The sequence below is a fragment of the Telluria sp. ZB4P36 genome (assembly GCF_059685865.1).
In genome coordinates this window covers 38409-63096 of sequence record NZ_JCASIE010000005.1, presented here as the reverse complement: position 1 = coordinate 63096, position 24688 = coordinate 38409, and the positions used below count along the sequence as shown (strand labels likewise).

General features: G+C 64.7%; 15 protein-coding genes. 3 read left to right on the top strand and 12 right to left on the bottom strand.

The genetic code is table 11. From position 1 onward, the window contains the following. Positions 1–3: 3 nt before the first annotated feature. Positions 4–234, bottom strand: a complete 231-nt coding sequence (locus AC56LK_RS09575; RefSeq protein WP_436104446.1) for a hypothetical protein — start codon at positions 232–234, stop codon at positions 4–6. 243 nt (positions 235–477) lie between these two features. Here AC56LK_RS09575 and AC56LK_RS09570 point away from each other — a divergent pair, with 243 nt between their 5' ends. Further along, positions 478–2742, top strand: coding sequence for a family 1 glycosylhydrolase (locus tag AC56LK_RS09570; RefSeq protein WP_497184325.1), 2265 nt, complete (start codon positions 478–480; stop codon positions 2740–2742). 41 nt (positions 2743–2783) lie between these two features. Here AC56LK_RS09570 and msbA read toward each other — a convergent pair whose 3' ends face one another. Both msbA and AC56LK_RS09560 read right to left on the bottom strand, forming a co-directional pair. Then, positions 2784–4535 (bottom strand): lipid A export permease/ATP-binding protein MsbA, encoded by a 1752-nt coding sequence (msbA, locus tag AC56LK_RS09565; RefSeq protein ID WP_497184324.1) that lies wholly within the window; start codon positions 4533–4535, stop codon positions 2784–2786. Continuing rightward, entirely contained in the window at positions 4501–5763 is a 1263-nt protein-coding gene (locus AC56LK_RS09560) for an O-antigen ligase family protein (RefSeq protein ID WP_497184323.1), read from the bottom strand. The genes msbA and AC56LK_RS09560 overlap by 35 nt, the downstream gene beginning before the upstream one ends. Positions 5764–5822: 59 nt before the next feature. On the opposite strand from AC56LK_RS09560, the gene AC56LK_RS09555 reads away from it, so the two are divergent. Then, positions 5823–6674: a glycosyltransferase family 2 protein gene (locus tag AC56LK_RS09555; RefSeq protein WP_497184322.1), complete on the top strand. Its 852-nt coding sequence runs from the start codon at positions 5823–5825 to the stop codon at positions 6672–6674. Positions 6675–6685: 11 nt separating this feature from the next. Here AC56LK_RS09555 and dnaE read toward each other — a convergent pair whose 3' ends face one another. Both dnaE and AC56LK_RS09545 read right to left on the bottom strand, forming a co-directional pair. After that, positions 6686–10195: a DNA polymerase III subunit alpha gene (dnaE, locus tag AC56LK_RS09550; RefSeq protein WP_497184321.1), complete on the bottom strand. Its 3510-nt coding sequence runs from the start codon at positions 10193–10195 to the stop codon at positions 6686–6688. A 60-nt stretch (positions 10196–10255) separates the two neighbouring features. Beyond that, positions 10256–11386, bottom strand: coding sequence for an acyltransferase family protein (locus AC56LK_RS09545; protein WP_497184320.1), 1131 nt, complete (start codon positions 11384–11386; stop codon positions 10256–10258). A 130-nt stretch (positions 11387–11516) separates the two neighbouring features. On the opposite strand from AC56LK_RS09545, the gene AC56LK_RS09540 reads away from it, so the two are divergent. Next, a complete protein-coding gene (locus tag AC56LK_RS09540) occupies positions 11517–12389 on the top strand; it encodes a sulfurtransferase (protein WP_497184319.1) in 873 nt (290 codons plus the stop codon). Positions 12390–12525: 136 nt separating this feature from the next. Here AC56LK_RS09540 and AC56LK_RS09535 read toward each other — a convergent pair whose 3' ends face one another. From AC56LK_RS09535 to AC56LK_RS09505, 7 genes are all read right to left on the bottom strand, one after another. Then, the gene (locus tag AC56LK_RS09535; RefSeq protein ID WP_497184318.1) at positions 12526–13104 is read right to left on the bottom strand and encodes a DUF4214 domain-containing protein; all 579 of its coding nucleotides are present in this window, start codon (positions 13102–13104) and stop codon (positions 12526–12528) included. Positions 13105–13505: 401 nt separating this feature from the next. After that, positions 13506–14870: a TolC family outer membrane protein gene (locus tag AC56LK_RS09530; protein ID WP_497184317.1), complete on the bottom strand. Its 1365-nt coding sequence runs from the start codon at positions 14868–14870 to the stop codon at positions 13506–13508. A 2-nt stretch (positions 14871–14872) separates the two neighbouring features. Beyond that, the gene (locus AC56LK_RS09525; protein WP_497184316.1) at positions 14873–16225 is read right to left on the bottom strand and encodes an HlyD family type I secretion periplasmic adaptor subunit; all 1353 of its coding nucleotides are present in this window, start codon (positions 16223–16225) and stop codon (positions 14873–14875) included. Further along, positions 16225–18066, bottom strand: coding sequence for a type I secretion system permease/ATPase (locus tag AC56LK_RS09520; protein WP_497184315.1), 1842 nt, complete (start codon positions 18064–18066; stop codon positions 16225–16227). The genes AC56LK_RS09525 and AC56LK_RS09520 overlap by 1 nt, the downstream gene beginning before the upstream one ends. A 241-nt stretch (positions 18067–18307) precedes the next feature. Continuing rightward, on the bottom strand, positions 18308–19843 hold the full coding sequence (locus AC56LK_RS09515) for a methyltransferase regulatory domain-containing protein (RefSeq protein ID WP_497184314.1): 1536 nt from the start codon (positions 19841–19843) through the stop codon (positions 18308–18310). A 171-nt stretch (positions 19844–20014) separates the two neighbouring features. Next, positions 20015–22729 carry a hypothetical protein gene (locus AC56LK_RS09510; protein ID WP_497184313.1) on the bottom strand — a complete coding sequence of 905 codons (2715 nt, stop codon included), beginning with the start codon at positions 22727–22729 and terminating at the stop codon, positions 20015–20017. 427 nt (positions 22730–23156) lie between these two features. Continuing rightward, positions 23157–24515, bottom strand: a complete 1359-nt coding sequence (locus AC56LK_RS09505; protein ID WP_497184312.1) for a FecR family protein — start codon at positions 24513–24515, stop codon at positions 23157–23159. Positions 24516–24688 lie beyond the last annotated feature (173 nt).

The window sequence follows — 24688 nt, the reverse complement described above, 5'->3', positions numbered from 1 at the left end:
TGCTCAGCGGCGGCGCTTCTTCCAGTTGTATTCCGGGCCGGTCACGTCCACGCCAGGATGGCCGACCAGGTCCGGATGCTCGGACGACATCGTGATGAAGCGTACGCCTTCACCCTCGCGCTGGCGCTTGCGCAGCACTTCCATGTATTGCATCGCCTCCACCATTTCCGTGGTCTCGAACAGCTTTTCGTGGGGCGTGCACTTGTCGGCTTCGACAATTGTCCAGTACACCATGTACATTTCATCAGCTCCTGTTTAGGCGTATTGTCGCCGCTTCACGCCGCGCACGGCGCACCGGTCACGCTGTTTGATGCCTGCAGAAATTTCCAGTTAGCAGAAGTTAGACCCTGAAATGAGGAACATACCTACAAAAAGTAGGATTTGTCCGAAAAAGCCTTTATATGTGGGCCAACTCACACAACCCGTCGCACGCGCCGCTTAGGCTAGGGGCTGTCTTCACAAAAAGCGGGTCAGAACATGAACACACAGATGGTTTCCCAGTCAAACCAAACCCCGGAGCTCGACCTCTGGGGGGGACTTGAATGCACGGTCAACCGTGTGCGCGACAACTACTTCAGCCAGATGGACCGCAATGGCCACGCTGAACGCCTGCAGGACATCGAACGCTTCGCCTCATTGGGCATCAAGGCGATCCGCTACCCGGTGCTGTGGGAGCGCACGGCCCCCGACGGCATCGAGTCCGCCGACTGGTCGTGGCCCGACGAGCGCCTGCCGGCCCTGCAGCAGCTGGGCGTCCAGCCGATCGTCGGCCTGGTGCACCACGGCAGCGGCCCGCGCCATACGAGCCTGGTCGATCCTTCCTTCCCCGACAAGCTCGCCGAGTATGCGGGCGCGGTAGCCCGGCGTTATCCCTGGGTCGAGTACTACACCCCCGTCAACGAACCGCTGACCACGGCGCGCTTCTCCGGCCTGGCGGGCGTGTGGTATCCGCACGGCAGTGACGAGGCTACTTTTGTCCGCGCCCTCATCAACCAGTGCCGTGCGATCGTGCTGTCGATGCGCGCGATCCGCGCGGTGAATCCCGACGCGAAGCTGGTCCAGACCGACGACCTGTCCAAGACCTACGGCACGCCCGAGATGGAGGAGATCACCAGCTTCTTCAACGACCGCCGCTGGCTGGCCTGGGACCTGCTGTGCGGGATGGTCGACCAGCACCACGCGCTGTGGGGCTACCTGCTCGAGGCCCAGGCCACCGAAGAGGAGCTGCTCTGGTTCCGCGACAACCCCTGCCCGCCGGACGTCATCGGCGTCAACTATTACATCACCAGCGAACGCTGGCTCGACCACCGGCCGGAACGCTATCCCGCATCGCACCGCCATGTCTACCGCGGCGTCCCGCATGCCGACATCGAGACGCCGCGCGCGCTGGCCACGCCGACGCCCGGCATCGCGCCCCTGCTGATGGAAACCTGGGAACGCTACCGCCTGCCGATCGCCATCACCGAAGCCCATATCGACGCCAACCGCGAAGACCAGCTGCGCTGGCTGGTGGAGATCTGGAACGCCGCCCGGAAGGCGAAACAGCAGGGCGCGGACGTGCGCGCCGTGACGGTCTGGGCCCTGCTCGGCTCCTACGACTGGAACTGCCTGGTGACCGAATGCCGCGGCTACTACGAGCCGGGCCCCTTCGACGTGCGCGGCGGCACGCCACGTCCGACGGCGGTGGCCACCCTGATGCGCGAACTGGCGACGGGACGCCCGCTGTCCAGCCCCGTGCTGCAGGGCGAAGGCTGGTGGCGCCGCCCGGGCCGCTTCCTGTGCAAGCCGGTCGCGACCCGTACCGCGGTGGCCGACATCGCGATCCGCAGCCAGTTCAAGTCGAACGTGGTGCAGCCGATCCTGATCACCGGCGCCACCGGCACCCTGGGCTCGGCCTATGCCCGCATCTGCGAAAAACGCAACCTGGCCTACCACGTGCTGACGCGCCAGGAGATGGACATCACCGATCCCGCTTCGGTGGAAGCGGCCATCGTGCGCTACAAACCGTGGGCCATCATCAATGCGGGCGGCTACGTGCGCGTGGACGAGGCCGAGGGCGATGCGGAACGCTGCATGCGCGAGAACACGCTGGGGCCGACGGTACTGGCGCTGGCCTGCATCCGCCACCAGCTGCGCTTCATGACCTTCTCGACCGACCTGGTGTTCGACGGCACCAAGGGGGCGCCCTACGTCGAGTCGGATGTCCTCAATCCGCTGGGCGTCTACGGCCGCAGCAAGATGGAGGCCGAGCAGCGCGTGCTGGACGCCGACCCGCAGGCCCTGGTGATCCGCACCAGCGCCTTCTTCGGGCCCTGGGACCAGCACAACTTCGTCACGCTGGCGCTCAACGCGCTGGAAGCCGGCCTGCCCTTCCGGGCGGCCGGCGACATGGTGGTCTCGCCGACCTATGTGCCGGACCTGGTGAACGTGTCGCTCGACCTCCTGATCGACCGCGAGCGCGGCGTCTGGCACCTGACGAATGCCGAGGCGCTGAGCTGGGCCGACCTGGCCCGGCGCGCCTGCGATGCGGCGCGGGTCGATGCTTCAGGCCTGGAAGCGGTGTCGAGCGAGAGCTGCGGCCTGGCGGCGCGCCGGCCCGAGTTCAGTGCGCTGTCGAGCGAACGGGCCTCGCTGCTGCCGTCGCTGGACGATGCATTGCGGCGCTATGTGGAGGCGGTGCAGGACCGCGCGCATGGGCGCGATACGGAGGTGCCGGGGGAAGCGGCGCACTACGCCAGCTGAAGCGCTTTGGTAGCGTGGGCGGGTTTCCCGCCCACGCGGTTTTACGTCTGATCCGCCGCCACGAACTGCAGGCGGTACAGGTTCGCATACATCCCGTTCGCATCGAGCAGTTCCGCATGCGTGCCCTGCTCGACGATGCGCCCGTGCTCCATCACCACGATGCGGTCGGCCCGCTCGATGGTCGACAGCCGGTGCGCGATGACGATCGTGGTGCGTCCCGCCATCAGGGTTTCGAGCGCCGCCTGCACGGCGCGTTCGGATTCATTGTCGAGCGCCGAGGTGGCTTCGTCCAGGATCAGGATCGGCGCATCCTTGTAGATCGCGCGCGCGATCGCCACGCGCTGGCGCTGGCCGCCCGACAGGCGCATGCCGTTTTCGCCGATGCGCGTCTCCACGCCCTCTTCCAGCTTGGCCACCACGTCGGTCAGGTGCGCCGCCTTCACAGCAGCCGCGAGACGCTCGTAGTCGATCTTCTCGACGCCGTAGGCGATGTTGGCCGCCAGGGTGTCGTCGAACAGCACCACGTTCTGGCTCACCATCGCGAGCTGGGCGCGCAGGCTGGCCAGGCGGATGTCCTGGTAAGGCACGCCGTCGAGCAGCAGGCGGCCACCCTCGGGGTCGTAGAAGCGCGTCACCAGGTTGACGAAGGTCGACTTGCCGCCGCCCGAGACACCCACCAGCGCCACCGTCTGCCCCGGCTGCACGTCCAGCGTCACGTCCTGCAAAGCCGGATTCAGCGCGTTGGGGTAGCGGAACGAGACGTTCTCGAAGCGCAGGTGGCCGCTGGCGCGTTCGAGTGCGCGCGTGCCGGTGTCGTTCTCGGCCGGCGAGTCGATTAGGCCGAACACCGTCTCGGCCGCGGCGATACCGCGCTGCATCGGGCCATTGACTTCGGCCAGGGACTTGAGCGGCGTGAGCAGCATCAGCATCATGGTCACGAACTGGGTGAATTCGCCCACCGTCATGTCGGCCTGGATCGCCAGCACCACCACCAGCGACAGCGCCATCGCCGTGGCGATCTGGGTGATCGGGGTGGTGGCGGCGAAGGCCACCGTCATGCGCTGCGAGAAGCCGCGCAGCGCCTCGCTGCGGGCGTGAAAGCGTGCGCGCTCGTAGCGCTCGCCGGAGAACACCCGGATCACCTGGTGTCCGCGCGTGGCTTCCTCGACCACCTGGGTCATCTCGGCCGTCACGCGCTGGTTCTCGCGGTTCAGGCGGCGCAGGCGGCCGGTGGTGGTGCGCACGATCACGGCGGTCAGCGGGATCACCACGATCGCGACCAGGGTCAGCTTCCAGTTCAGGTAGAGCAGCGTGCCGAGCAGGCCGATCACCACCAGGGTGTCGCGCACGCAGGCAACGAACACCGACTGCAGCATGTCGACCACCTGGCGCACGTCGGCCACCACGGTGTTGATGATCTTGCCGGTCGACTCTTCATGGAAGCGCGCCACAGGCAGGCGCAGCACGCGGTCGAAGACCATCGCGCGCAGGTCGTTCAGCACGCGGCTGGTGACCCAGTTGTTCAGGTAGGCGGTCGAGAAGGTGCCGATCCCGCGCAGGATGAAGATCGAGACCAGCACGGCCGGGATCCACCACAGGCTGAACGGCACTTTCTCTTTAAACCCCTTGTCCAGCAGCAGCTGCAAGGCCTTGCCCAGCAGCGGCTGGGTGGCGGCGGTGAGCGCCATCGACAGCAGCGCCAGCCAGGACCGCGTCTGGTAGGGCTTCACGACCGCCAGCAGGCGTTTGATGATGACCTTATTTTCCACGCTGTGTATCCATTTCTTTCGCATTCAGGCAGAAGCCCATGAGCAGGGTCACCATGAGCACGTAGAACATGCTGCCCTTCAGGGACCAGAAGATGACTTCGGTGAGTCCGAAGCCGAAGTAACTGAGCACCACCAGCATGCCGGCCAAGGCTGGGGCGAACTGCGGCATCTCCCGCCGGACGCCGGTCCCGACCGCGCGCGCGAAGAAGGCGAAGGGCGCCGCCAGGATGCCGAGGTAGGCCAGCAGGCCGAACACGCCGCCGGTGGCCAGCGCCTGCAGCAGGTCGTTGTGCAGGTGCTCGAAGGGCAGCACCACGTCCTGGATCTTGCCCTGCTCGGTCAGCGCGCGCATCTCGGCCCGGACGGTCATCGGGTCGAGTCCGAACAGCGGATGCTCCGCGATGATGGTGCGCGCGCCCTTCCACAGTTCGAGGCGGATGCCGACATTCGAAAAGGCGCTGCCGCCGTCGAGCCAGGTCTGCACGTCGTGCACGCCCTGGCCGACCCGCTCCTGCACGCCGAAGGCCGGAATGAAGAAGGTCGAGGCGAACAGCGCGAAGCTGCCGATCAGGAGCAGGCGCACGCGCCGGCTCTGCAGCAGCCTGGCATAGGTCAGGAACAGGATGGCCGCCAGCACCAGTGCGATCCAGCCGCCGCGCGTGCCGCTCAGGATGGTTGCGCCAAGGCCCGCCAGCGCGCCGAGCGCCGGGAAGATCGCCTTGCGGGTGCTGTGGCGGTAGTCGATGGCCGCGGCCAGGGCCACCAGCGCCAGGCACAGCGCGATATCGCCGAAGGTAATCGAGTTAAGCCAGCCGCCCGGCCGCTGGATATCCAGCACGATGCGCTGCCAGGCGATGAAGGGCAGCGCGGCCAGCGCGCCGGCGATCACGCCCCACCACAGGGCGGCGCGCGGTGGCCGCGCCAGCACCACCAGCATGGCGGCGGCCAGGCCGAAGAACATGCGCGAGGGCTTGTCGAGATAGCCCCAGCCGGCCTCCGGACGCAGCAGCACGCACAGCAGCGCGAACAGGAAGTAATAGGCGAAGGCCGCCACCACCCAGCGGATGTCGCGCCAGTGCGGCGCCATCGCCGCCCAGGCCTTGCGCGGCACGCACAGGGCGGCGAGCACGAAGACCAGGCTGCTGAAGCCGATGCCGGATGGGGTGATGAGGCTGAGGAAAGGGAACAGGAAAACCAGGAAACCGATCCAACGCTGCATCGGCACCCCGATTTTCGTCTGATTATTGTTCATTCATGTTCTTGTGGGATATTCTTGCAGGCCCTGAGCCGTGTTCAAGCCGAGTAGACCTTATGCAGCAAACCCCGACCATCTCCGTCGTGATCACCACGTACAACCGCCCGGATGCACTGGAAGCGGTGGTGGAAGCCTGTTTCATGCAGGATGACAAGAATTTTGAAATCATTATCGCTGATGACGGCTCGACTGCCAACACGCGGGACACCATCGACCGGCTGCGCGCCCGTTCGCCGGTGCCCTTGAAACACGTCTGGCAGCCGGACCAAGGCTTCCGCGCCGCGATGGCGCGCAACCGCGGCACGCTGGCGGCAACCGGCAACTATATCATTTTCCTGGACGGCGACTGCGTGCCGCAGCGCGACTTCATCGCCCGCCACCGCGCCTTGGCGCAGCCCGGCTTCCTGGTGTCGGGCAGCCGCATCCTGCTGAGCCAGGCGCTGACCGAACGGGTACTGCGCGAGCACATCGATGTCGCCGGCATGGAGCTGCTCGACCGCCTGCGCCATCGCCTGCGCGGCGACATGAACAAGGTGCTGCAGACGATGCTGCGCTGGCCCGATGTCGGCCGCGTGCGGCGCAGCTTCAGCTGGCGCCGCATCAAGAGCTGCAACCTGGCCGTATGGCGCGCCGACCTGGACAAGGTCAACGGCTTCGACGAGAGTTTCGTGGGCTGGGGCCACGAAGATTCCGACCTGGTGGTGCGCCTGTTCCACGCGGGCGTACTGCGCAAGGATGGCGCCCTCGCCACCGAGGTGCTGCACCTGTGGCACCGCGAGGCCAGGCGCGATGAAGAATCGAGCAACCGCAAGGTGGTGCTGGAGCGGGCGGCGAACAAGACGATCCAGGCCATCCGCGGGCTGCGCGAGCACGCGGGCGACGCCGCGTTCGCGCCGCCGGCGCGCTAGTTCCGCCTGAATCAGTACTCCACCGCCACGTCCTTCGCCCCCAGCGTCAGCTCCAGCTGCTGCTTGAGCGTATCCGACGGCGCCACCCGCCAGTCGTCGCCCAGCTGCAGGATCGCTTCCACGCCCTGCGGCTTGATGCGCAGGCTGACCGGCAGGCCGTCCTGCTGGCGGTAAGGCTGGAGCACCTCGGCCAGCTTGGCCGGGTTCAGGTCGCAGGACACGTCCATCTCCAGCTTGAAGCCGTACTGGATGCGCGCCGCCGCGATGTCGAAGACCTTCTCGGCCGTGATGCGCAGGCCGCCGTTGAAGCGGTCTTCGGACACCTTGCCGACCACCAGCAGGAACTCGTCTTCCTTGAAGATGTTCTTGTTCTGCTCCAGCAGCTCGCTGTAGATCGTCACCTCGACCACGCCGGTCTTGTCGTCCAGCGCCACGATCAGGATCTTGCCGCGCTGGGTCATCTGGGTGCGCACGCCGGTGATCACGCCGCACAGCATGCGCGGGTCGCGCGAAGGCTCCAGGTCTTTCAGCTTGGTCTTGGCGAAGCGCCGCACTTCGGCAGCATACGAGTCGAACATGTGGCCCGACAGGTAGTAGCCGAGCGCGATCTTTTCTTCGGCCAGCTTCTGGCGGTCGGTCCAGGGGGTCGCCTTGACGTATTCCGGCGGCGCCACCAGGTCGGAATCGTCGCCGCCGAACAGGCTGACCTGGTTGGCGGCGGCGGCCGCCTGGCCGGCCGCTTCCATCGCGAAGCCGACCGAAGCCAGCAGCACGGAACGATCGACCCCGAATGCATCCATGGCGCCGGCGCGGATCAGCGATTCGATGGTGCGGCGGTTGATCTGCTTGCGGTCGACGCGCATGCAGAAGTCGAACAGGTCCTTGAACTTGCCGCCGCTGGTGCGGGCCGCGATGATCGCCTCGATCGCGCCCTGCCCCGCCCCCTTCACGCCGCCCAGGCCGTAGCGGATGTTCGAGACCTGCTTGCCGGTGACGGAACGCGGCTGGCCTTCCGGCGTGAAGCGGAAGTGCGACTCATTCACATCCGGCGGCAGGATCACGAGCTTGCATACTTCCTTCGCATCCTCGACCAGGATCTTGATTTTCTCCGTGTCTTCCATCGCCAGCGACATGTTGGCTGCCATGAACGCGGCGGTATGGTGCACCTTGAGGTAGGCCGTGTGGTAGGACAGCAGCGCATAGGCGGCCGCGTGCGACTTGTTGAAGCCGTAGCCCGCGAACTTCTCCATCAGGTCGAAGATCTCGTCGGCCTTCTCGGTCGACAGGCCGTCCTTCGCCGCGCCGGCGCGGAAGATCTCGCGGTGCTCGGCCATCTCTTCGGCCTTCTTTTTACCCATCGCGCGGCGCAGCATGTCCGCGCCGCCCAGCGAGTAGCCGCCGACGATCTGCGCCATCTGCATCACCTGCTCCTGGTAGACCATGATGCCGTAGGTCTCGGACAGGATCGACTCGGTGCGCGGGTCCGGGTAGTCGAACTTCTCGCCGTGTTTTCGTTTGCAGAAGTCGGGGATCAGGTCCATCGGGCCCGGACGGTAGAGCGCCACCAGCGCGATGATGTCCTCGAAGCGGTCGGGGCGCGCGTCCTTCAGCATGCCCTGCATGCCGCGCGATTCAAGCTGGAAGATGGCGACGGTCTTGGCGTCGGACAGCAGCTTGTACGAGGGCCGGTCGTTCAGCGGCAGCGTCTCGAGGTTGAAGTCGGCGTCGGCCGGATCGAGCGCGCGGATGTAGTTCACCGCGCGGTCGAGGATGGTGAGGGTCGTCAGGCCCAGGAAGTCGAACTTCACCAGGCCGACGGCTTCGACGTCGTCCTTGTCGTACTGCGAGACCACGCCGGCATCGCCGCCCTGGGTGTACAGCGGGCAGAAGTCGGTGAGCTTGCCCGGGGCGATCAGGACGCCGCCGGCGTGCATGCCGATGCCGCGGGTGATGCCCTCGACCTGCTGGGCGAGATCGAGCAGCTGCTTGACCTCTTCCTCGTTCTCGAGGCGCTCCTTGAGCAGCGGTTCCTCTTCGATCGCCTCGGCGATCGAGACCTGCTTGCCCGGCTTGAAGGGGATCAGCTTGGAGATCCCGTCGCAGAAGTTGTAGCCGAAGTCGAGCACGCGGCCGACGTCGCGGATCGCGCCTTTCGCGGCCATGGTGCCGAAGGTGGCGATCTGCGAGACCGCATCGCGGCCGTACAGGTCCTTCACGTGCTGGATGACGAGTTCGCGCTTTTCCTGGCAGAAGTCGATGTCGAAGTCGGGCATCGAGACGCGTTCCGGGTTCAGGAAGCGCTCGAACAGCAGGTTGTATTTCAGCGGATCGAGGTCGGTGATTTTTAAAGCATAAGCGACCAGGGAACCCGCACCCGAGCCGCGGCCCGGGCCGATCGGCACGCCGTTGTTCTTGCCCCACTGGATGAACTCCGCCACGATCAGGAAGTAGCCCGGGAACTTCATCTTGATGATGGTCTGGTTCTCGAACTCGAGGCGCGCCTCGTAGCGCGGGCGTTCCTTCTCGCGCTGCTCTTCGTTCGGATACAGCTGCACCAGGCGCTCTTCCAGGCCCTTCTTGGTCTCCAGGACCAGGAAGTCGTCGATGCTCATGCCGCTAGGTGTCGGGAAGTCCGGCAGCTGGGGCTTGCCCAGGGTGAGGGTGACGTTGCAGCGCTTTGCGATCTCGACCGAATTGGCGAGCGCGCCCGGCAGGTCGGCGAACAGCTCGGCCATCTCGGCCTGCGACTTGAAGCACATGTTTTCGTTGAAGCGGCGCACGCGCTTGGCGTTGGCCAGCATCTCGCCTTCGGCGATACAGGTGCGCGCCTCGTGGGCGATGAATTCGTCCTTGTTCAGGAACTGCACCGGATGGGTCGCCACCACCGGCAGGCCGAGGCGGCCGGCCAGCGCCACCGAGTGGCGCACGCCCTGCTCCTGGTTGGCCTGGCCGGCGCGCTGGATCTCGATGTAGAAGTGACCCGGGAAGATGCGCGCCCAGCGCTCGGCTGCGCGTTCGGCGCGTTCGATGTCGCCCTGCTCGATGGCCTGGCCGACGTCGCCGAAACCGGCGCCCGAGAGCACGATCAGGGCATTTGACTGGTCGGTTTCCGGTTCCAGCGTGGAGGTGGACGTGGCCAGCGCTTCCAGCCATTCGACGCGGATCTCGGCGCGGCCCTTGTATTGATTCGTGAGCCAGGCCTTGGAGAGCAGGTCGCACAGCTGCAGGTAGCCGGTGCGGTTCTTCGCCAGGATCAGGAGGCGCGAAGGCTTGTCGCGGTTCTCGTCATTGGTGATCCAGGCATCGACCCCGACGATCGGCTTGATCCCCTTCCCGCGCGCCGCCTTGTAGAAGCGCACCAGGCAGAACATATTGGCCAGGTCGGTCACGGCCAGGGCCGGCTGCTTGTCCTTGGCGGCGGCCCCCACGATGTCGTCGATGCGCACGAGGCCGTCGACGATCGAGTATTCGGAGTGGACGCGCAGGTGCGTAAAAATCGGGGTAAAAGTCGGGGAAGTCATCCCGTCATTTTACCGCGCCCGGGCTTCGCTTGAAGTTGTCCGACCGCTTAGTTGTTGCTATTAAGTGTTGCTGTTATGCACTTGCGCCGGTTGCTGGTGAGTGGACCCATAGCTGCGGCGCATCCGCAGGAAGGGTTCCTCGACGATGTGGTAGCTCAGCGTCGACAGCGCCCAGGTGGCGCCATAGGTCACGGCCAGCATGAGGGCGGCGTCCGCCCAGGGCGTGCCGGTCGGCGCGACCACGCCGATGCGGGTGGCGAAGATGTGCAACAGGCCCATGTGGAGGAGATAGAACGAGAAGCTGATCTTGCCGCCCTGGCTCAGCGCGCGCTCGACCGCGCCCGGCAGGCGTGGCTGGAAGGCGACCCAGGCCAGGATCAGCGCGGCCCAGCCGGCGCTCTCCAGCAGCGACCACCAGATCCATAACGAGGACCGGGGCGTGGCGCCGAAGGGGGCGAGGCGATGCATCAGGGCCGTGTCCCACATGACGAGGGCGAGCGCGGCCGGCAGCAGCAGCGGCGCGATGCGCGCCAGTCCGGCGTGCCAGCGCTTGTACAGCATGGCCGCCGCCATGCCGATCAGGAACTGGTCGAAGCGGCCGACCCAGGTGCTGAAGTACATCAGCGTACTGTTCTCGTTGACCGTGTACGCCGCCACCTTGAAGAAGGCCATCAGCACTAGCCAGCCGCCCAGGTAGGCCAGGCCGCGCTCCAGCGTGAAGCGGGCCAGGAAGGGGAACACCAGGTAGAACATGAATTCCAGCGAGATGGTCCAGGCCGCGCCGGTGACCACGGTACCGGAGGTCGGCGCCAGCCCCAGGTTGGAGGCGAACAGGTAGAGCAGGTCGGCGGGCGCGAACTTGTCGCGGCCGATCGAGGTCGCGACCAGGAAGATCACCAGGTAGAGCGGCACGATGCGCAGCACGCGGTTGCGCAGGAAGTCGCGATAGACGATGTCGCGCCCGGCCCCGTGCTGGTGCAGGGCGATCTGCATGAACAGGAAGCCCGACAGGGTGAAGAACAGGCCGACGCCGGTATGCCCTTCCGTCACCAGCGCGGTCCATGGGCCGCTCAGGCGCACGCCGCCGTTGCCCGCATATTCGAGGTGGAAGTGGAACAGGAAAACCAGGGTGGCGGCGAGCCAGCGCAACTGGTCGATGCGCGGGTTGTACTGGATGTTCAGCGAATGCATGTCGGGGCGGCCAGACCTGTTGTACGGAGCCACGTATTGTAATCGTATTGCTCAGCTTCCAGACCTGGATCGCTGCGAACGGGGCCGTCTGCCTTTATAATGTCGGCCTGTCTTTACCAGCCTTCCCGCCATGTCTTTTGTCAATATCGCCGCTTACAAATTCATCACCCTGGAGAATCTCGAGGACCTGCGCCCGCAATACCAGGAACAGTGCAATGAGCTGGGACTGAAGGGCACTATCCTGCTGACGCCGGAAGGCATCAATATGTTCCTGTCGGGTACGCGCGAGAACATCGACCGCTTCCTGGCCTGGGTGCGCAGCGATGCCCGCCTGGCCGACCTGGAATGGAAGGAAAGCCTGTCCGCCGAGCAGTCGCACAAGCGCATGCTGGTGAAGATCAAGAAGGAGATCATCACGATGCGCATGCCGCTCATCAAGCCGGAACTCGGCCGCGCGCCCTCGGTCGATCCGAAGACGCTCAAGCGCTGGCTCGACCAGGGTGTCGACGACGAGGGCGTGCCGGTGGTGATGATGGAAACCCGCAATGCCTTCGAAGTGGATGTCGGCACTTTCCAGAACACGCTGGACTACCGGATCGAGAAATTCACCGAATTCCCGGCGGTGGCCGAGCAGCACCGCGAGGAACTGGCCGGCAAGACGGTCGTGACCTTCTGCACCGGCGGCATCCGCTGTGAAAAGGCGGCGATCCACATGAAGAACATCGGCTACGAGCGCGTGTACCAGCTCGACGGCGGTATTTTGAAGTACTTCGAGGAAGTCGGCGGCGAGCACTACCAGGGCGACTGCTTCGTGTTCGACTACCGCACCGCACTGAACCCGAAGCTCCAGCCGACCGAGACCACACAGTGCTTCGCCTGCCGCGCCGTGGTCACGCCGCGCCAGCAGCTGGCGCCCGAGTACGTTCCGGGCGTGTCGTGCCCGCATTGCGCCAAGGGCGCCGGGGCTGCAGCCCAGGTCGAACAGGACTCGGCTGCGCTGTAAACGCAAGGTGGCCGGCGAGGCCGGCCATCCTGTGTTCCCTCCCTGCCACGATAGCGCGCTACCTGCGCCGTACCGCTTTCATTTCCCTAAACACATTAATAATATTTCAGATAAACGCTGTCTTTGAAATAATATTTCAAACAAATGCGATGCCGTCGAAGCCGATGCCGCTCGGGGTGCCGACGATCTTGGCGATGGTGGCATCGATCTGGCCCGGGTCCATGTGCATCGCAGCCGACTGCAGGTCCTTGACGCCGGCAACGTAATCGATGGCGATCTTGTTGGCCGTCGCGCCGCTGTAGGCAGTCTTTTCGGCATCGGTATCGATGCGCGAGGTGAAGGCGGTCGACACGGCGACCTTGCCGTTGTAGGTGGTGCGGTCGGTGCCCTGCGAGCCGGATGCGATCTGGGTCACGACGTTATCGATGGTCATCGCGCCGGTGTTCAGCGCATTCGCCCAGAAGTCCACGCCGGCGGCTTCCGCCGCGCGACCGAACAGGTTGTCGTACACCTCGGCCACGACCGCGCGGTTGTCCATGCCGCTGTAGGTGGCGCGGTACTCGGCCGAGGTCGAGAAAGCCGCCGAGATCTTCTGGTAGCCGGCCGGGTCGTTCTGCAGCGTGCTGGCCCAGAAGCTCAGGCCGGCCGGGTCCGCCGGGCGGCTGAAATATGCCACATACAGTTTCTGTACTTCGTTGATGTAATCAGTTGCCATCACGGCCTCCTTGTCGAATAAGTGAACAAAATATACCGTAACCAAAAAATCAACGTCGCAATTTACTCATCTGTGCGCAGGTAATTTCTTCAAGAAAATCAATGACATACAGAAATCTGTTGCAGTGAAGTATGGGCCCGAAAGCCCTTTTCGGCCCTCTGCAATGGATGAGCAAGGCAGGCTGAAAACCGGCTGCCATGCGGCTTCCAGCGGCTTGGCAGGGGCCACCGCCGCGGCCCGGAGGGCCAGCTGCTGCACCCCTAAAAAATGCTTAGTTGAAAGAAACCGGACGAGCGCACACCTGCCCGGCAAAGCTGCCGCTGGGTAAGATGTGGTAACAGGGAGACAAGACGGGCCGGCGAATGCCGGCCCGGGGAAGATCAGCGGAAGTACTTTCGCAACTAGCGGAAATACGCCGCGATCTCGCGGATTTCCTGGCTGCCGATATTGCCGGCCAGGCCGCGCAGGCGCAGCGTGGCGATCAGGTAGGCATAGCGTGCCTGGGCCAGGTCGCGCTGGCTGGTGAACAGCTGCTGCTGGGCGTTGAGCAGGTCGAGGTTGATGCGCACCCCGCCCTTGATGCTCTGCTCGGTGGCAGTCATCAGGAGCCTGGCCGATTCCACCGCCTTGACCAGGGCATCGATCTTGCGCACGCTGCTCAGTGCCTGGCTGTGCGCGCGGCGCAGGTCGACCGTGACCTTGTCGGTGCGTGCCTCCAGATCGGCGCGGGCGCGTTCGTAGCCGGCCGCGGCCTGGCGCGTCTGCGCGTTGATGGCGCCGCCCTGGTACAGCGGGATGTTCACCTGCACGCCGAGGGCGCGGTTGGTGTTTTCCTCGCCGAGCGAGTTGAGACTTTCGTTGTTGCCCTTGCTATAGGTGCCGACGAAGTCCACGCGCGGCATATGCCCGGCACGGATGCGGCCGATGTCCAGGCGCGCGTTCTCGACGCCGAGGCGGGCCGCGGCCAGCTCGTTGTTGTTGGCAAGGACCAGCTTCTGCCATTCCTCGAACGAGGCCGGCGAGATCTGCGTGGGGCGGAAGTCGTCGGACAGGCGGTCGAGCGTGCCGGGGTCGCCGCCGATCACACCTTCGAGCACTTCGCGCTGGGCCTTGGCATTGTCCTGGGCCTCGATCAGCGCAGCCTCGGCCAGGTCGAGCCGGGCCTTGGTCTCGAGCATGTCGGTGCGGGTGCCCTCGCCCTTCTCGAACAGGCGCTCGTTGACCTTCTGCTGTTCGGCATACATGTCGCGCTGCACGCGGGCGAGCGCCACCTGGTCGTCGGCGAACAACGCGTCCATGTAGGCGCTGGCCACGCGCACCGCCACCTCGTTGGTGTCGGCCTCGAACTGCTCGGCGCCCTGCGCGGTCTGCACCTTGCCCTGGCGGTAGCGCTGGATCGCGTCCATGTTGAAGATCGACTGGCGCATCTGCACCACCGACGAGCGGCTGATGTAGCGCGGGTGCGTCAGCCTGGACACGGGATTGCCGGCCAGGTCGGTGCCGGTGGTTTCGCGGTCCACCACGTTGCGGCTGCCATTGAAGCTGGCACTCACGCTCGGCAGCAGGCCGGAACGGCCCAGGATGCGGTTTTCCTTGGCCGCCTCGTTCGCATAGAAGCCCATGCGGTAGGTCGGGTCGTTCTTCAGCGCGGCCTCGTAGGCCTGCTGCAGGCTGACCGCGCCGGCATTGCCGGCCGCGGCCACCAGGGCCGCCGCGAGCGCGCAGGCGCGCAGCAGGCCGGGTTGGCGTTTCGACAGTCGGCTCACGCTCAGTCCTCGCTCATCGACGACTGCGCGCGGTCCATGACCGGCTTGAGCAGGTAGTTCATCATGGTGCGCTCGCCGGTCTTGACGAACAGTTCCACCGGCATGCCCGGGATGATGTTCAGCTTGTTCGCCGCGATCTTCTTGGCGCCCGCCGGCGTGACCTTCACGCGCACCGTGTAATACGGCATGCCGCTCTGCTGGTCGACCAGCCGGTCGGCCGAGACCTGGCTCACTTCGCCTTCGATGTGCGGAGTCTTGTTGGCGTTAAACGCCGAGAACATCAGCTCTACCGGCAGGCCCGGGTGGACCTTGTCCACCAGGTTGACCGGCAGCTGGCCCTCGACCACCAGCGGATCGTCGCTCGGCACGATGTCCATCATCTTGAAGCCGGCCGGCACCACGCCGCCATTCGTGAACACCGCGAGGCCGACCACCACGCCGTCCGCCGGCGCCTTCACTTCCACGCTCTGCAGCTCGAAGCGCTGGGCGTCCAGGCGCGCGGCCAGGGCCTGGGCTTCCTTCTGGGTCTCGGTCAGGGTGGTGCGCACTTCCTTCTGGTAGTCCTGCAGGCGCTGCGCGCGGCGCAGGCCCAGTTCCAGCACCTGGCGCTGGGCCCGGCCGATGTTGCCGATGTCTTCGGAAATCGCGCCGCCCAGCTGGGCATAGGTACGTTCGAGGTCGAGCAGGCGGTTGCGGGCGACATAGCCTTCCTTGGCCAGGTCGCGCATGCCGGACAGCTGTTCCTTCAGCAGGGTAACCTGCTCCTTCTTGCTGTCGCGTGATTCCTGCAGGCCCTGGATCTGCAGCTTGAGGCCGGCGATGTTCTCGTCGATGCTGCCCTGCTCGTTCTGCAAGGACATCTGGCGCGAGATCAGCAGCTGCTCCTGCAGGCTCATGATCTCGGCGACGCGCGCATCGCTGCGGCGCGCCTTGAGCTCGGCGGGGAAGTCGATGCTGCGGCGGTTGGCCATCTCGGCCATCAGGCGCGCCTCGACCGCACGCGCGGTGATGTACTGCCCTTCGGTCATCTCGAAGGCCGAGCGCGCCATGATCGGGTTCATGCGCGCCAGCACCTGGCCGCGCTTGACCCGGTCGCCGTCCTTGACGAGGATTTCCTGGACCGTACCGCCGCCCTGGTGCTGGACCGCCTGGCGGTTCGATTCCTTGGCCACGGTGCCCGACAGCGGCACGCCCTTGTCCAGCGGCGCCAGCAGCGCCCACAGCATGAAGCCGCAGAAGCCCACCAGCACCACGATCCAGCCGACGCGCGCGTAGCGGCGCGCGTCGGTGTTTACTTCGAGCGGGGTCGCGTCGTGCGCGACGACGTCCGCGGTGTCGTTCTTGAGTAGTTTCATCAGTTGCCTTCTCCGGTCGCTGCGTTCGCGCCGGCCCCTGCCGCTTCCGCCTGGGCGCGCTGCTGCGCAGCCTGCTGTTGTTGCTGGGCCTGGGCCGCCTGCTGCTGCGCCTGTGCGGCCTGCACGGCCTGCTGCTGTGCCAGCATGGCCTTCTTGTTCGCTTCCTGCAGTGCGCTCATCACTTCATTGGTCGGGCCGAACATCTGGGCCGTGCCGTCGCGCATCAGGAGCAGTTTGCTGGTCACGCTGAGTGCGCTGGTGCGGTGGGTGATCAGGACGATGGTCTTGCCGCGCTGGCGCAGGTCGAGCACGGCCTGCACCAGTGCCTGCTCGCCGATGTCGTCCAGGTTCGAGTTCGGCTCGTCGAGCACGATCAGCGAAGGGTCGCCGTACATCGCGCGGGCCAGCCCGATGCGCTGCTTCTGGCCTCCCGACAGGCCGGCGCCGCCGTCGCCCAGCTTGGTGTCATAGCCTTCGGGCATATGCAGGATCATGTCGTGCACGCCGGCGCGCTTGGCGGCCAGCACCACCTTGTCGGCATCGATCTCGCCGAAGCGGGCGATGTTTTCACTCACGGTACCGCTGAACAGCTCGATGTCCTGCGGCAGGTAGCCGATGTAGGGGCCGAGCTCGCCCTTGTTCCACTGGAAGATGTCGGCGCCGTCGAGGCGCACCTTGCCCATGGTTGCCGGCCAGACGCCGACCAGCAGGCGCGCCAGGGTCGACTTGCCGGAACCGCTCGGGCCGATCACGCCCAGCACGTCGCCGGGATTGATGCCGAAGCTCAGGCCTTTCACGACCGGAATGCGCGAACCCGGCGGGCCGGCGGTCACGCCCTCCACTGCCAGGGCGCCCAGCGGCTTGGGCAGCGGCATGCCGGCGTCGCGCGCCGGGTTCGCTTCCAGCAGCCTGCTCAGGCGCTCGAAGGCGCTGCGGGTCGTGCTCCACGATTTCCACACCGCGATCACCTGCTGCACCGGGGCCAGCGCACGGCCGACCAGGATCGAGGCGGCGATCATCATGCCGGGAGTCATCTTGTTTTCGAGGACCAGCAGCGCGCCGAAACCGAGCACCAGCGACTGCAGCGAGACCTGCACGAACTTGGTGGCGGAGGATACCTGCGCCGCCTTTTCGCTGGCTTCGGCCTGCAGCTGCAGGAACTTGCCGTGCGTCTTGTACCAGCGGCCGATCAGGTTCGGCAGCATGCCCATCGACTCGATGACTTCGGCATTGCGCAGGTTATTGGTGGCCATCGTGGTCGAGGCGATCGCCATGCTGTTGGCTTCGGTCAGCGGCGCCTTGGTGACGCGTTCGTTGACGTAGGCCAGGATCACCAGGACGATCGTGCCGCCCAGAGCGAAGAAGCCCAGGGCCGGCGAGAAGAAGAAGATGACGATCAGGTAGACCGGGAACCAGGGCGCGTCGAAGAAGGCGAACAGGCCGTTACCGGTCAGGAACTGGCGCAGCGTGGTCAGGTCGCTGAGCGCCTGGCCGGCATTGCCGCCCGCCTGCTTCAGGTTCTGCTCGAAGGCGGCGGTGTACACGCGCTTGTTCATGGTCATGTCGAAGCGGGCGCCGACGCGCACCAGCACGTAGGAACGCACCAGCTCGAGGCCGACCATCAGGAGGTAGGCGCCCAGCATCAGCACGGTCAGCATCACCAGGGTCAGCTCGTTCCGGCTGGCCAGCACGCGGTCGTAGACCTGCAGCATGTACAGCGAAGGCACGAGCATGAGCAGGTTGGTGATCGCGCTGAAGGTGCCGACGGTCCAGAACGTGCTCTTGAAAGCGAGCAGTGCCTGTTCGATCTCGTTTTTCTTGTTGAAGAGTTTGGTATTCATCAGTGAGAGTAGACGCCAAGAGTGCCGCTTCCCTTCCCGACAAGACAAGCGGCCTCATCAGGAGAAACGGCGAGACATTATCGCTCAATTTCTTCGCCGGATGTGATGCACATCACAAAATTGGGGGCAAATCCCCCTCTGCGTGGTGTGTAGTCCACGCGAAGGGATGCGCTTGATGCCAGGCGCATAAAGAAACGGCGCCGCAATTCGTTTGCGGCGCCGTGTGCCCGGTTAGGTAAGCTCAGGCGCAGGCGCCCAGTGCGCGCAGGATCGGCAGCTTGGTATCCCGGAACACCTCGGCCTGTGCGAGCAGCTCCGCCACCTGCTCTTCGGGCGTCGCCAGGGCCTTGCCGTCCTTGAGCACTTGCTGGTTTTGCTGGACCAGGAGGTTCTGCACGTAGTCGACCCAGGCCTTGACGTCGGCCAGGCCGATGTCGCGCGCCAGCAGGAACAGCTGTTCGATGCGCGTGGCGGCGACGCCACCGCCGGTGAGCGGCGCGGCCAGCGCTCCCACCGTGTTCGACGCACGCGCGATACCGCACAGCTTGCGGTTGAGCCTGATGGAAGGCTCCCTTGCGGCGGCAACCGTCGCCTCGTCCTGCACCGGCTGCAGGACGGCCTGGCCGATCAGGATCATCATCACCTGCATCAGCTGCGGGAAGCTCACGCGGTCGCGCAGCGCATGTTCGATCTCGAGGAAGCTGCGCGGCTGGTGGTCGGCCAGGACGTCGATGACCGGGCCGTAGATGTCCGGAGTCAGTTCGGCTTCGCCCAGCACGCCGGTCACTTTCAGCTTCACGCTGGAAGCGGGCACCACCAGGACGACCCGCTGGCTCCTGATCAGTTCATTGCGCTCGAAGGGCGGCACGGTGCGCGCACCGCGCACCCAGTAATCTCGGCGGAACTGCTGGTTGACGAAGAAGTCGCGCACGGTCTCACGGAAGTTGCGGTCGGGAATCTCGGCCAGCATCTGTTGCTGCTCGGCGTTGAGGTTGATGGCGTCGATATGGTCCAGGTAGTGGGCCGAACAGACATAGGACAGCTTGGCGTCACCCAGCCAGCCCTGCATGCGCGAGAAGGACATCGGCATCCAGTCGCGGTTGAAGTATTCGTGCGCCAGGTAGGCGCGCGGCTGCTTGCCGATTTGCTCGAGGCGCTTTTCGACCTGGGGATTGGCGCGCGCGAACTGCGAGGCCGTGCCCAGTACCTTCTGGGCGAAGGCCAGCGAGGCGTCGATGCGCGGCACGATGCCCGTACCCGGCACACCCATCAGCTCGGCGTGCTCGGTGAGCAGGTCACGCAGCGGCGCCATGGCCGCCCAGCCGGGCTGGGTGTTGTAGCTGATGTAGAGGACGCCGCCGACCTTCAGCTTGCGGCGCAGGAAATCGACGATGACGGCCCGGTTCTCGTCCGAGATCCAGCTCCAGATGCCGTGCAGGCCGATGTAGTCGAAGTCGGGCAGGTCCGGACGGTTGCAGAAGGCGTCGAAGGACTCGTCGAACAGCTGGGCTCCTGATCCGGCGGCGCCCGCCAGTTCCTGCGCGAAGCCGGCCTGGGCGGGATTGAAGTCGGTGCCGTGCCAGCGGGTTACCGAAGTCGCGGCGTGGACGTTGACGCTGACGCCCTGGCCAAAGCCGAGTTCGCAGGCCGCGCCGACCTGGGGAAACGCGAAACCGGCATTCAGGAAGGCAAGCTTGATGCGCTCTGGATTCAATTCGGCGTAATAGCCGTAGGTATAACCAATGTCCGCCACATAGCCTTCGGTCCAGTCTGACATCACCCCTCCATGCGTGTTTAGGAACACAGCATGGTAGCACTGCTTGATGTGGCAATGATCAGCCCGAAACGACATTTACTGGCAACGGAAAAGAAAAAACCCCGCAAGCGCGAGCCTGCGGGGTTTTGCTTCGGAAGCAGCCTGCTTGCACGGGCTGCCTGCCGGAGGGTATTACACCAGGAAGAAGCTGTCGGTCGCGCCGATTTCGCCGATCTGGGTCACGCCGGTGATGCCGACCAGCTTGACTGCCAGGTCGGTACCCAGGCCGCCTTGCTGGAACACGTAGCTGTTGCCCAGGTATTCGAAGACGACGACTTCGCCAGCAGCGTCGGCAGCAGCGTCAGCGATTGCGAACGCAGCGCCCAGGTCAGCAGGACCAGCGCCGTTGAAGGTCAGCACGCCCTTGCTGATGGTACCGCGGGTTTCAGCAGCGTTAGCGTTGGCAACGCTACCGCCAGCGAACACCAGGGTGTCAGCGTCAGCCTGAGCAGCAGCAGCAGCGGTTGCGTCGGTACCGACAGCAGCAGCAGCACCCTTCTCGAAGCCCGACACTTGCTCAGCAGCAGCAGCGGTCGAGGTACCCGTCACGGTGACAGCGTCAATACCGACACCCAGCTTGATGGTGCCGCCGTCAGCGACGTCGTTGGTGCCCACGGTGATGCCACCGGTAGCAGCCGACGCATCGATGGTTGCCAGCTTGGTGATATCGACACTGCCGATCACCAGGTGCTGAGCACCGCTCACGGTGATCGAAGCCAGCTTAGCGCCAGTGGTGGTGATCTCGTTGAACGCGTTCGCGCCGCCCGACACGACTTCCAGCGACGTTGCGTCAGCAGCGTTGATGGTCAGCTTGGTATAGTTGTCAGCGGTCAGGGCCAGAGCGCCTTCACCGGTGACGTCAGCCAGGTACGAGGTATCGAACACAGCCTTGACCGAGGTAGCGTTGGTGGTGACTGCGCCGGTCACGGTTTCGCCGGTGGCGTTGCCAGTGGTACGGGTTTCGTCAGCGTCGACGGTGACGGTCAGCGCGCCAGCGGTCTTCTGGTTGACGGTCAGGGTCGAGCCAACCATGTCGGCGGTGACACGGACGCCCACGCCTGCACCAACGTTGGTCAGGATTGCGCCGGTACCCACGGTGCCCGAAGCGATGAACTCGGTCACGGTGTTCTTGGCCGACAGGATGTCGACGTCCAGGGTTTGGCCCAGGTTAGCAGCATCGAACAGGTCGAAGTTGCTGAACGCGCCGATGTTGGCCGAACCGACCAGATTCAGCGCCAGGGTGTCGACGCCCGCGCCGGCATCGATCACGTCGCCAGCCTGGATGGCAACGCCACCGGTGGTCTTGAACACGTCAGCGCCGTCGCCCAGGTTCACGGTCAGCTTGCCGGTGTTACGGGCAGCGATCGTGACGGTATCGTCGCCTGCGCCTGCATCGACGGTGACTTCGCCGTCGCCGCTGGTGTTGACGGTGATGGTATCCTTGCCGGCGCCGGTGGTGACGGTTGCGCTGACTGCGGCAACAGTGGCAGTTGCCTTCAGGGTTGCAGCGCCCAGGGTCACGACGTCTGCTGCGCCGCCGGTGGTGATGCTGGTCGTTTCTGCGTCGCCGATGAAGGTGATCGCGCCGGTCGAACCTGCTGCGTTCACGGTGGTGACCTTCTTGGTCGCTGCCGATGCACCGTCATTGATGGTCAGGGTGGTGGCCAGTGCCGAGTTCACGGTCACGGTTTGCGCATCCTTGACAGCGGTCACGCCCAGTGCCAGGGTGGCAGCAGGAGCGGCAGAAGCGGTATCGGCTTTAGCGATCGTGCCCGACACGTTCACGGTCGAGGTGCCGGTGGTATTCAGACCGACGACGTTGCTGGTGGCGTTGCCCTTGACTGCGTCCAGGGCGATGTTTGCCGAAGCTGCGCCGCTGGCGGCTGCCACGGTGACAGGTGCAGCACCGTCCAGGGTCAGGCTGCGGAAGCCGGCAGTGGTGGTAGCCGCCAGGCCGGACACGCCAGCAGCGTTGGCGCTGCCGATCTGCCAGATCTGGGTTGCGCCAACGAACTGGCTAGCAGCGACACCAGCACCGGCACCGAACTCGGCGCCAGCGGCGTTGAACAGGTTGACGGTTTCGATGTTCTTGACCGATGCCGAAGCCGGCAGGCTGGTGTTGACGCCTGCGGCGGTGTACACGTTCAGGGTATCGGTGCCTGCGCCGCCGTCGATGCTGTCGAACTCGTTCAGGGTGATGGCAGGCTGACCGTCGGCGCCGACGTTGCGTGCATTGAAGGTATCGTTAGCCGAAGTGCCGACCAGGGTCTCAACACCGGCGCCCACGACAAAGGTCTGGCCCACGACTGGCGGGTTGGTGACGCCTTCGACGGTGCCGTTCAGGGCTGCCGGCTCGATAGCGGCCTTCAGTTGTGCATCGGTGGTGATGCCAGCCAGCCAGGTCTTGGCGGCGTTGTTGGCGGCGGTACCGTTGTAGCCGATCATTTCAGCCGAGGTGTCCAGGGCAGCGGTGAAGGCGGTAGCAGCAGCGACCTTGCTGTTGTAGGCGACCAGGTCGGTGCCTTGTGCGCCCGAAGCGATGGCGGTCACAGCGTTGTCGATGGTGAAGTTGTTGTTCAGCAGGCCCTGGCCCCAGAAGGTCAGTGCAGCTGCTTCGGCAGGACGGCCGAACAGGTTCTTGTAGATGGTGTCGATGATCTGGTACGAGCTTTGACCAGCGAAGGTATCTTTGTACTCTTGGGAAGCTGCGAAGGCGCGCGAGACTGCAACGGTGCTGCCTTTTGCGTCGGTGACGACTTTTTCCCAGTAGGCCAGGCCAGCAGCGTCAGCAGGACGGCTGAAGTAAGCGACGTACAGCTTTTGTACTGCTTCGGTATAAACACCCATTTATTGCTCCTAAGTTTCGGTCAAGTTTAAATTTGCAGTCGCACTTCTCGACTTCTGCAATCCAACGGGGCGAATCATGACAGACGGCACTTGCACACTTATGTGACGGTCATCACACGAGTCCACAATTTTTTGTATGCCAGTTGTAACGTTCTACCTTTGTTGTTGGTCGAGCATTATCAGAGAACCATTGAGCTTACGCAAGATCGTATTGCGTCTCCCTCGATACAGCGCAAAAAATATGGAGCTGCAGAGGGAACACGGGTGAAAATACAGTTTGTTTCACTCAATCAGCATATCTGCCGAGAGAATTGGTGAGTATGTATATAGTTGAGGTCCGCTTACATCTTGAAACAAAGATGTTTAATAGACGCTAGAAATAAAAACCCGGCTGACGCCGGGTTCTTTAATTATTTTCAAGACTGCGCTATTTGCCCCAGAAGGTCACGCCATTGGCCTTGCGTTCGTCATCCAGCCGGCGATCAAACAGGTAGGCTGCGCTGCCGCCATCGGCATTGCTCAGTACCCCGTGAATCTTCATGTTGTTGGCGTCCGGACGGGCGGCGAGATCGTAGTCGTTCGTGCTGAAGTGCCCGCTCGGCGCGATACTGCTCTCCGCTTTCATCCTGAAGGTTTCGGTGCCGCTCACCAGGTCGAAGCTCGTGACGAAGCTGGCCTTGCCGAAATCGACGTCGAGCAGGCCGTTGCGCAGCTGCGCCATCGTCACCTGGTTGGTCGGCTCATGGCGGATCGATGCTTCGCCTCCCTTCAGCACGAAACTCGCGCTGCCGCGCTCGGGCGCCACGTAATCGCGGCCGGCAGTGCGGAAAATGACATACGAGTCGCCGATGAGGCGTTCGGCCCGATCCGGTGCGCTGAAGGAAATCGTGGCCGGCTTGTCGGCCAGCGCCACCCAGCGCCCCCACTGGAGGGCGCGCTCGGGCAGTTGCGGCACCTGCGGCTCGGCCGGCTTTTCTTCGGGCGGCACGCCCACCACCGGCGGCGTGGTCGGCGGCATCGTGATCGGAGGACCCGGTGGTTGCTGGTTCTGATTCTGGCTCACCAGTTTTTCGAGCGTGTCGGTCTTGCGCCCGTCGAGGACCGGCACGGCGGTGCCGCTGCCGCTCTTGAGGGCCACCGGCTCGTCCGCGCGCGGCGGCGCCACCTGGTCCGGACCGCTGCCGTTCGATTGCACCAGTTGCGGCGCGGTATCGCCGCGCTTGACCTGGAGCAGCTGGCCGCGCTGGCCGGCGAACAGTTCGCGGCTGGCCGCGCCTTCGCAAGGGCCGCCGCCTTCCGGACTGCAGTTGCCGGCAAAGCCGCTCACCACCACGCCGCCGGTCAGCACGGCGACGCGCGAGGTTTCCTGGTCGGTGTAGACAGTAAAGTCGGTGCCGCGCACGCCGATCGCCGCCACCGGGGTATTGAAGCGGAAGTTCTGGCGCGCCAGCTTGACGGCCTCGCCCGACTTGCTGCGTGCCACACCGCTGATGAGTTCCAGCTTGATGCGGGTATTCGCCGGGTTCTTCTGGTCGACGCGGTAGGAGACGATCTTCGCCTTCGTGTTCGGGCGCAGGATGAACAGGCCGTTGTCGATCGTCTTCACATAGAGGAAGCCATCCTTGCCGGTACTCAGGAGCTCGCCTTCCTGCACCGGCGTGCCTTCGGCGCCGGCCTTGTCGGCCACCTGGGCCGCACCGGCGGCAAAGATGACCTTGCCGGCTTCGGCTGCCTGCGCCCCGAAGGCGATGGCAAGCGAGCTGATGATGAGTATTGGACGCAACATGGTTTCCCCCCGGGGTTTTCCCCTTTTCGCGCTATTATCCGGGCCGAACGCGGCCTGTTCCGTGACAGCCGTCACATTTTAAAGCAAACTCATGTGCTATCCGCCCTGCTTACAATTCGTATCACTTGCCCTCTAAGCAACTCTTTAGCGTTATACTGTTCGTTTCCCTTCAT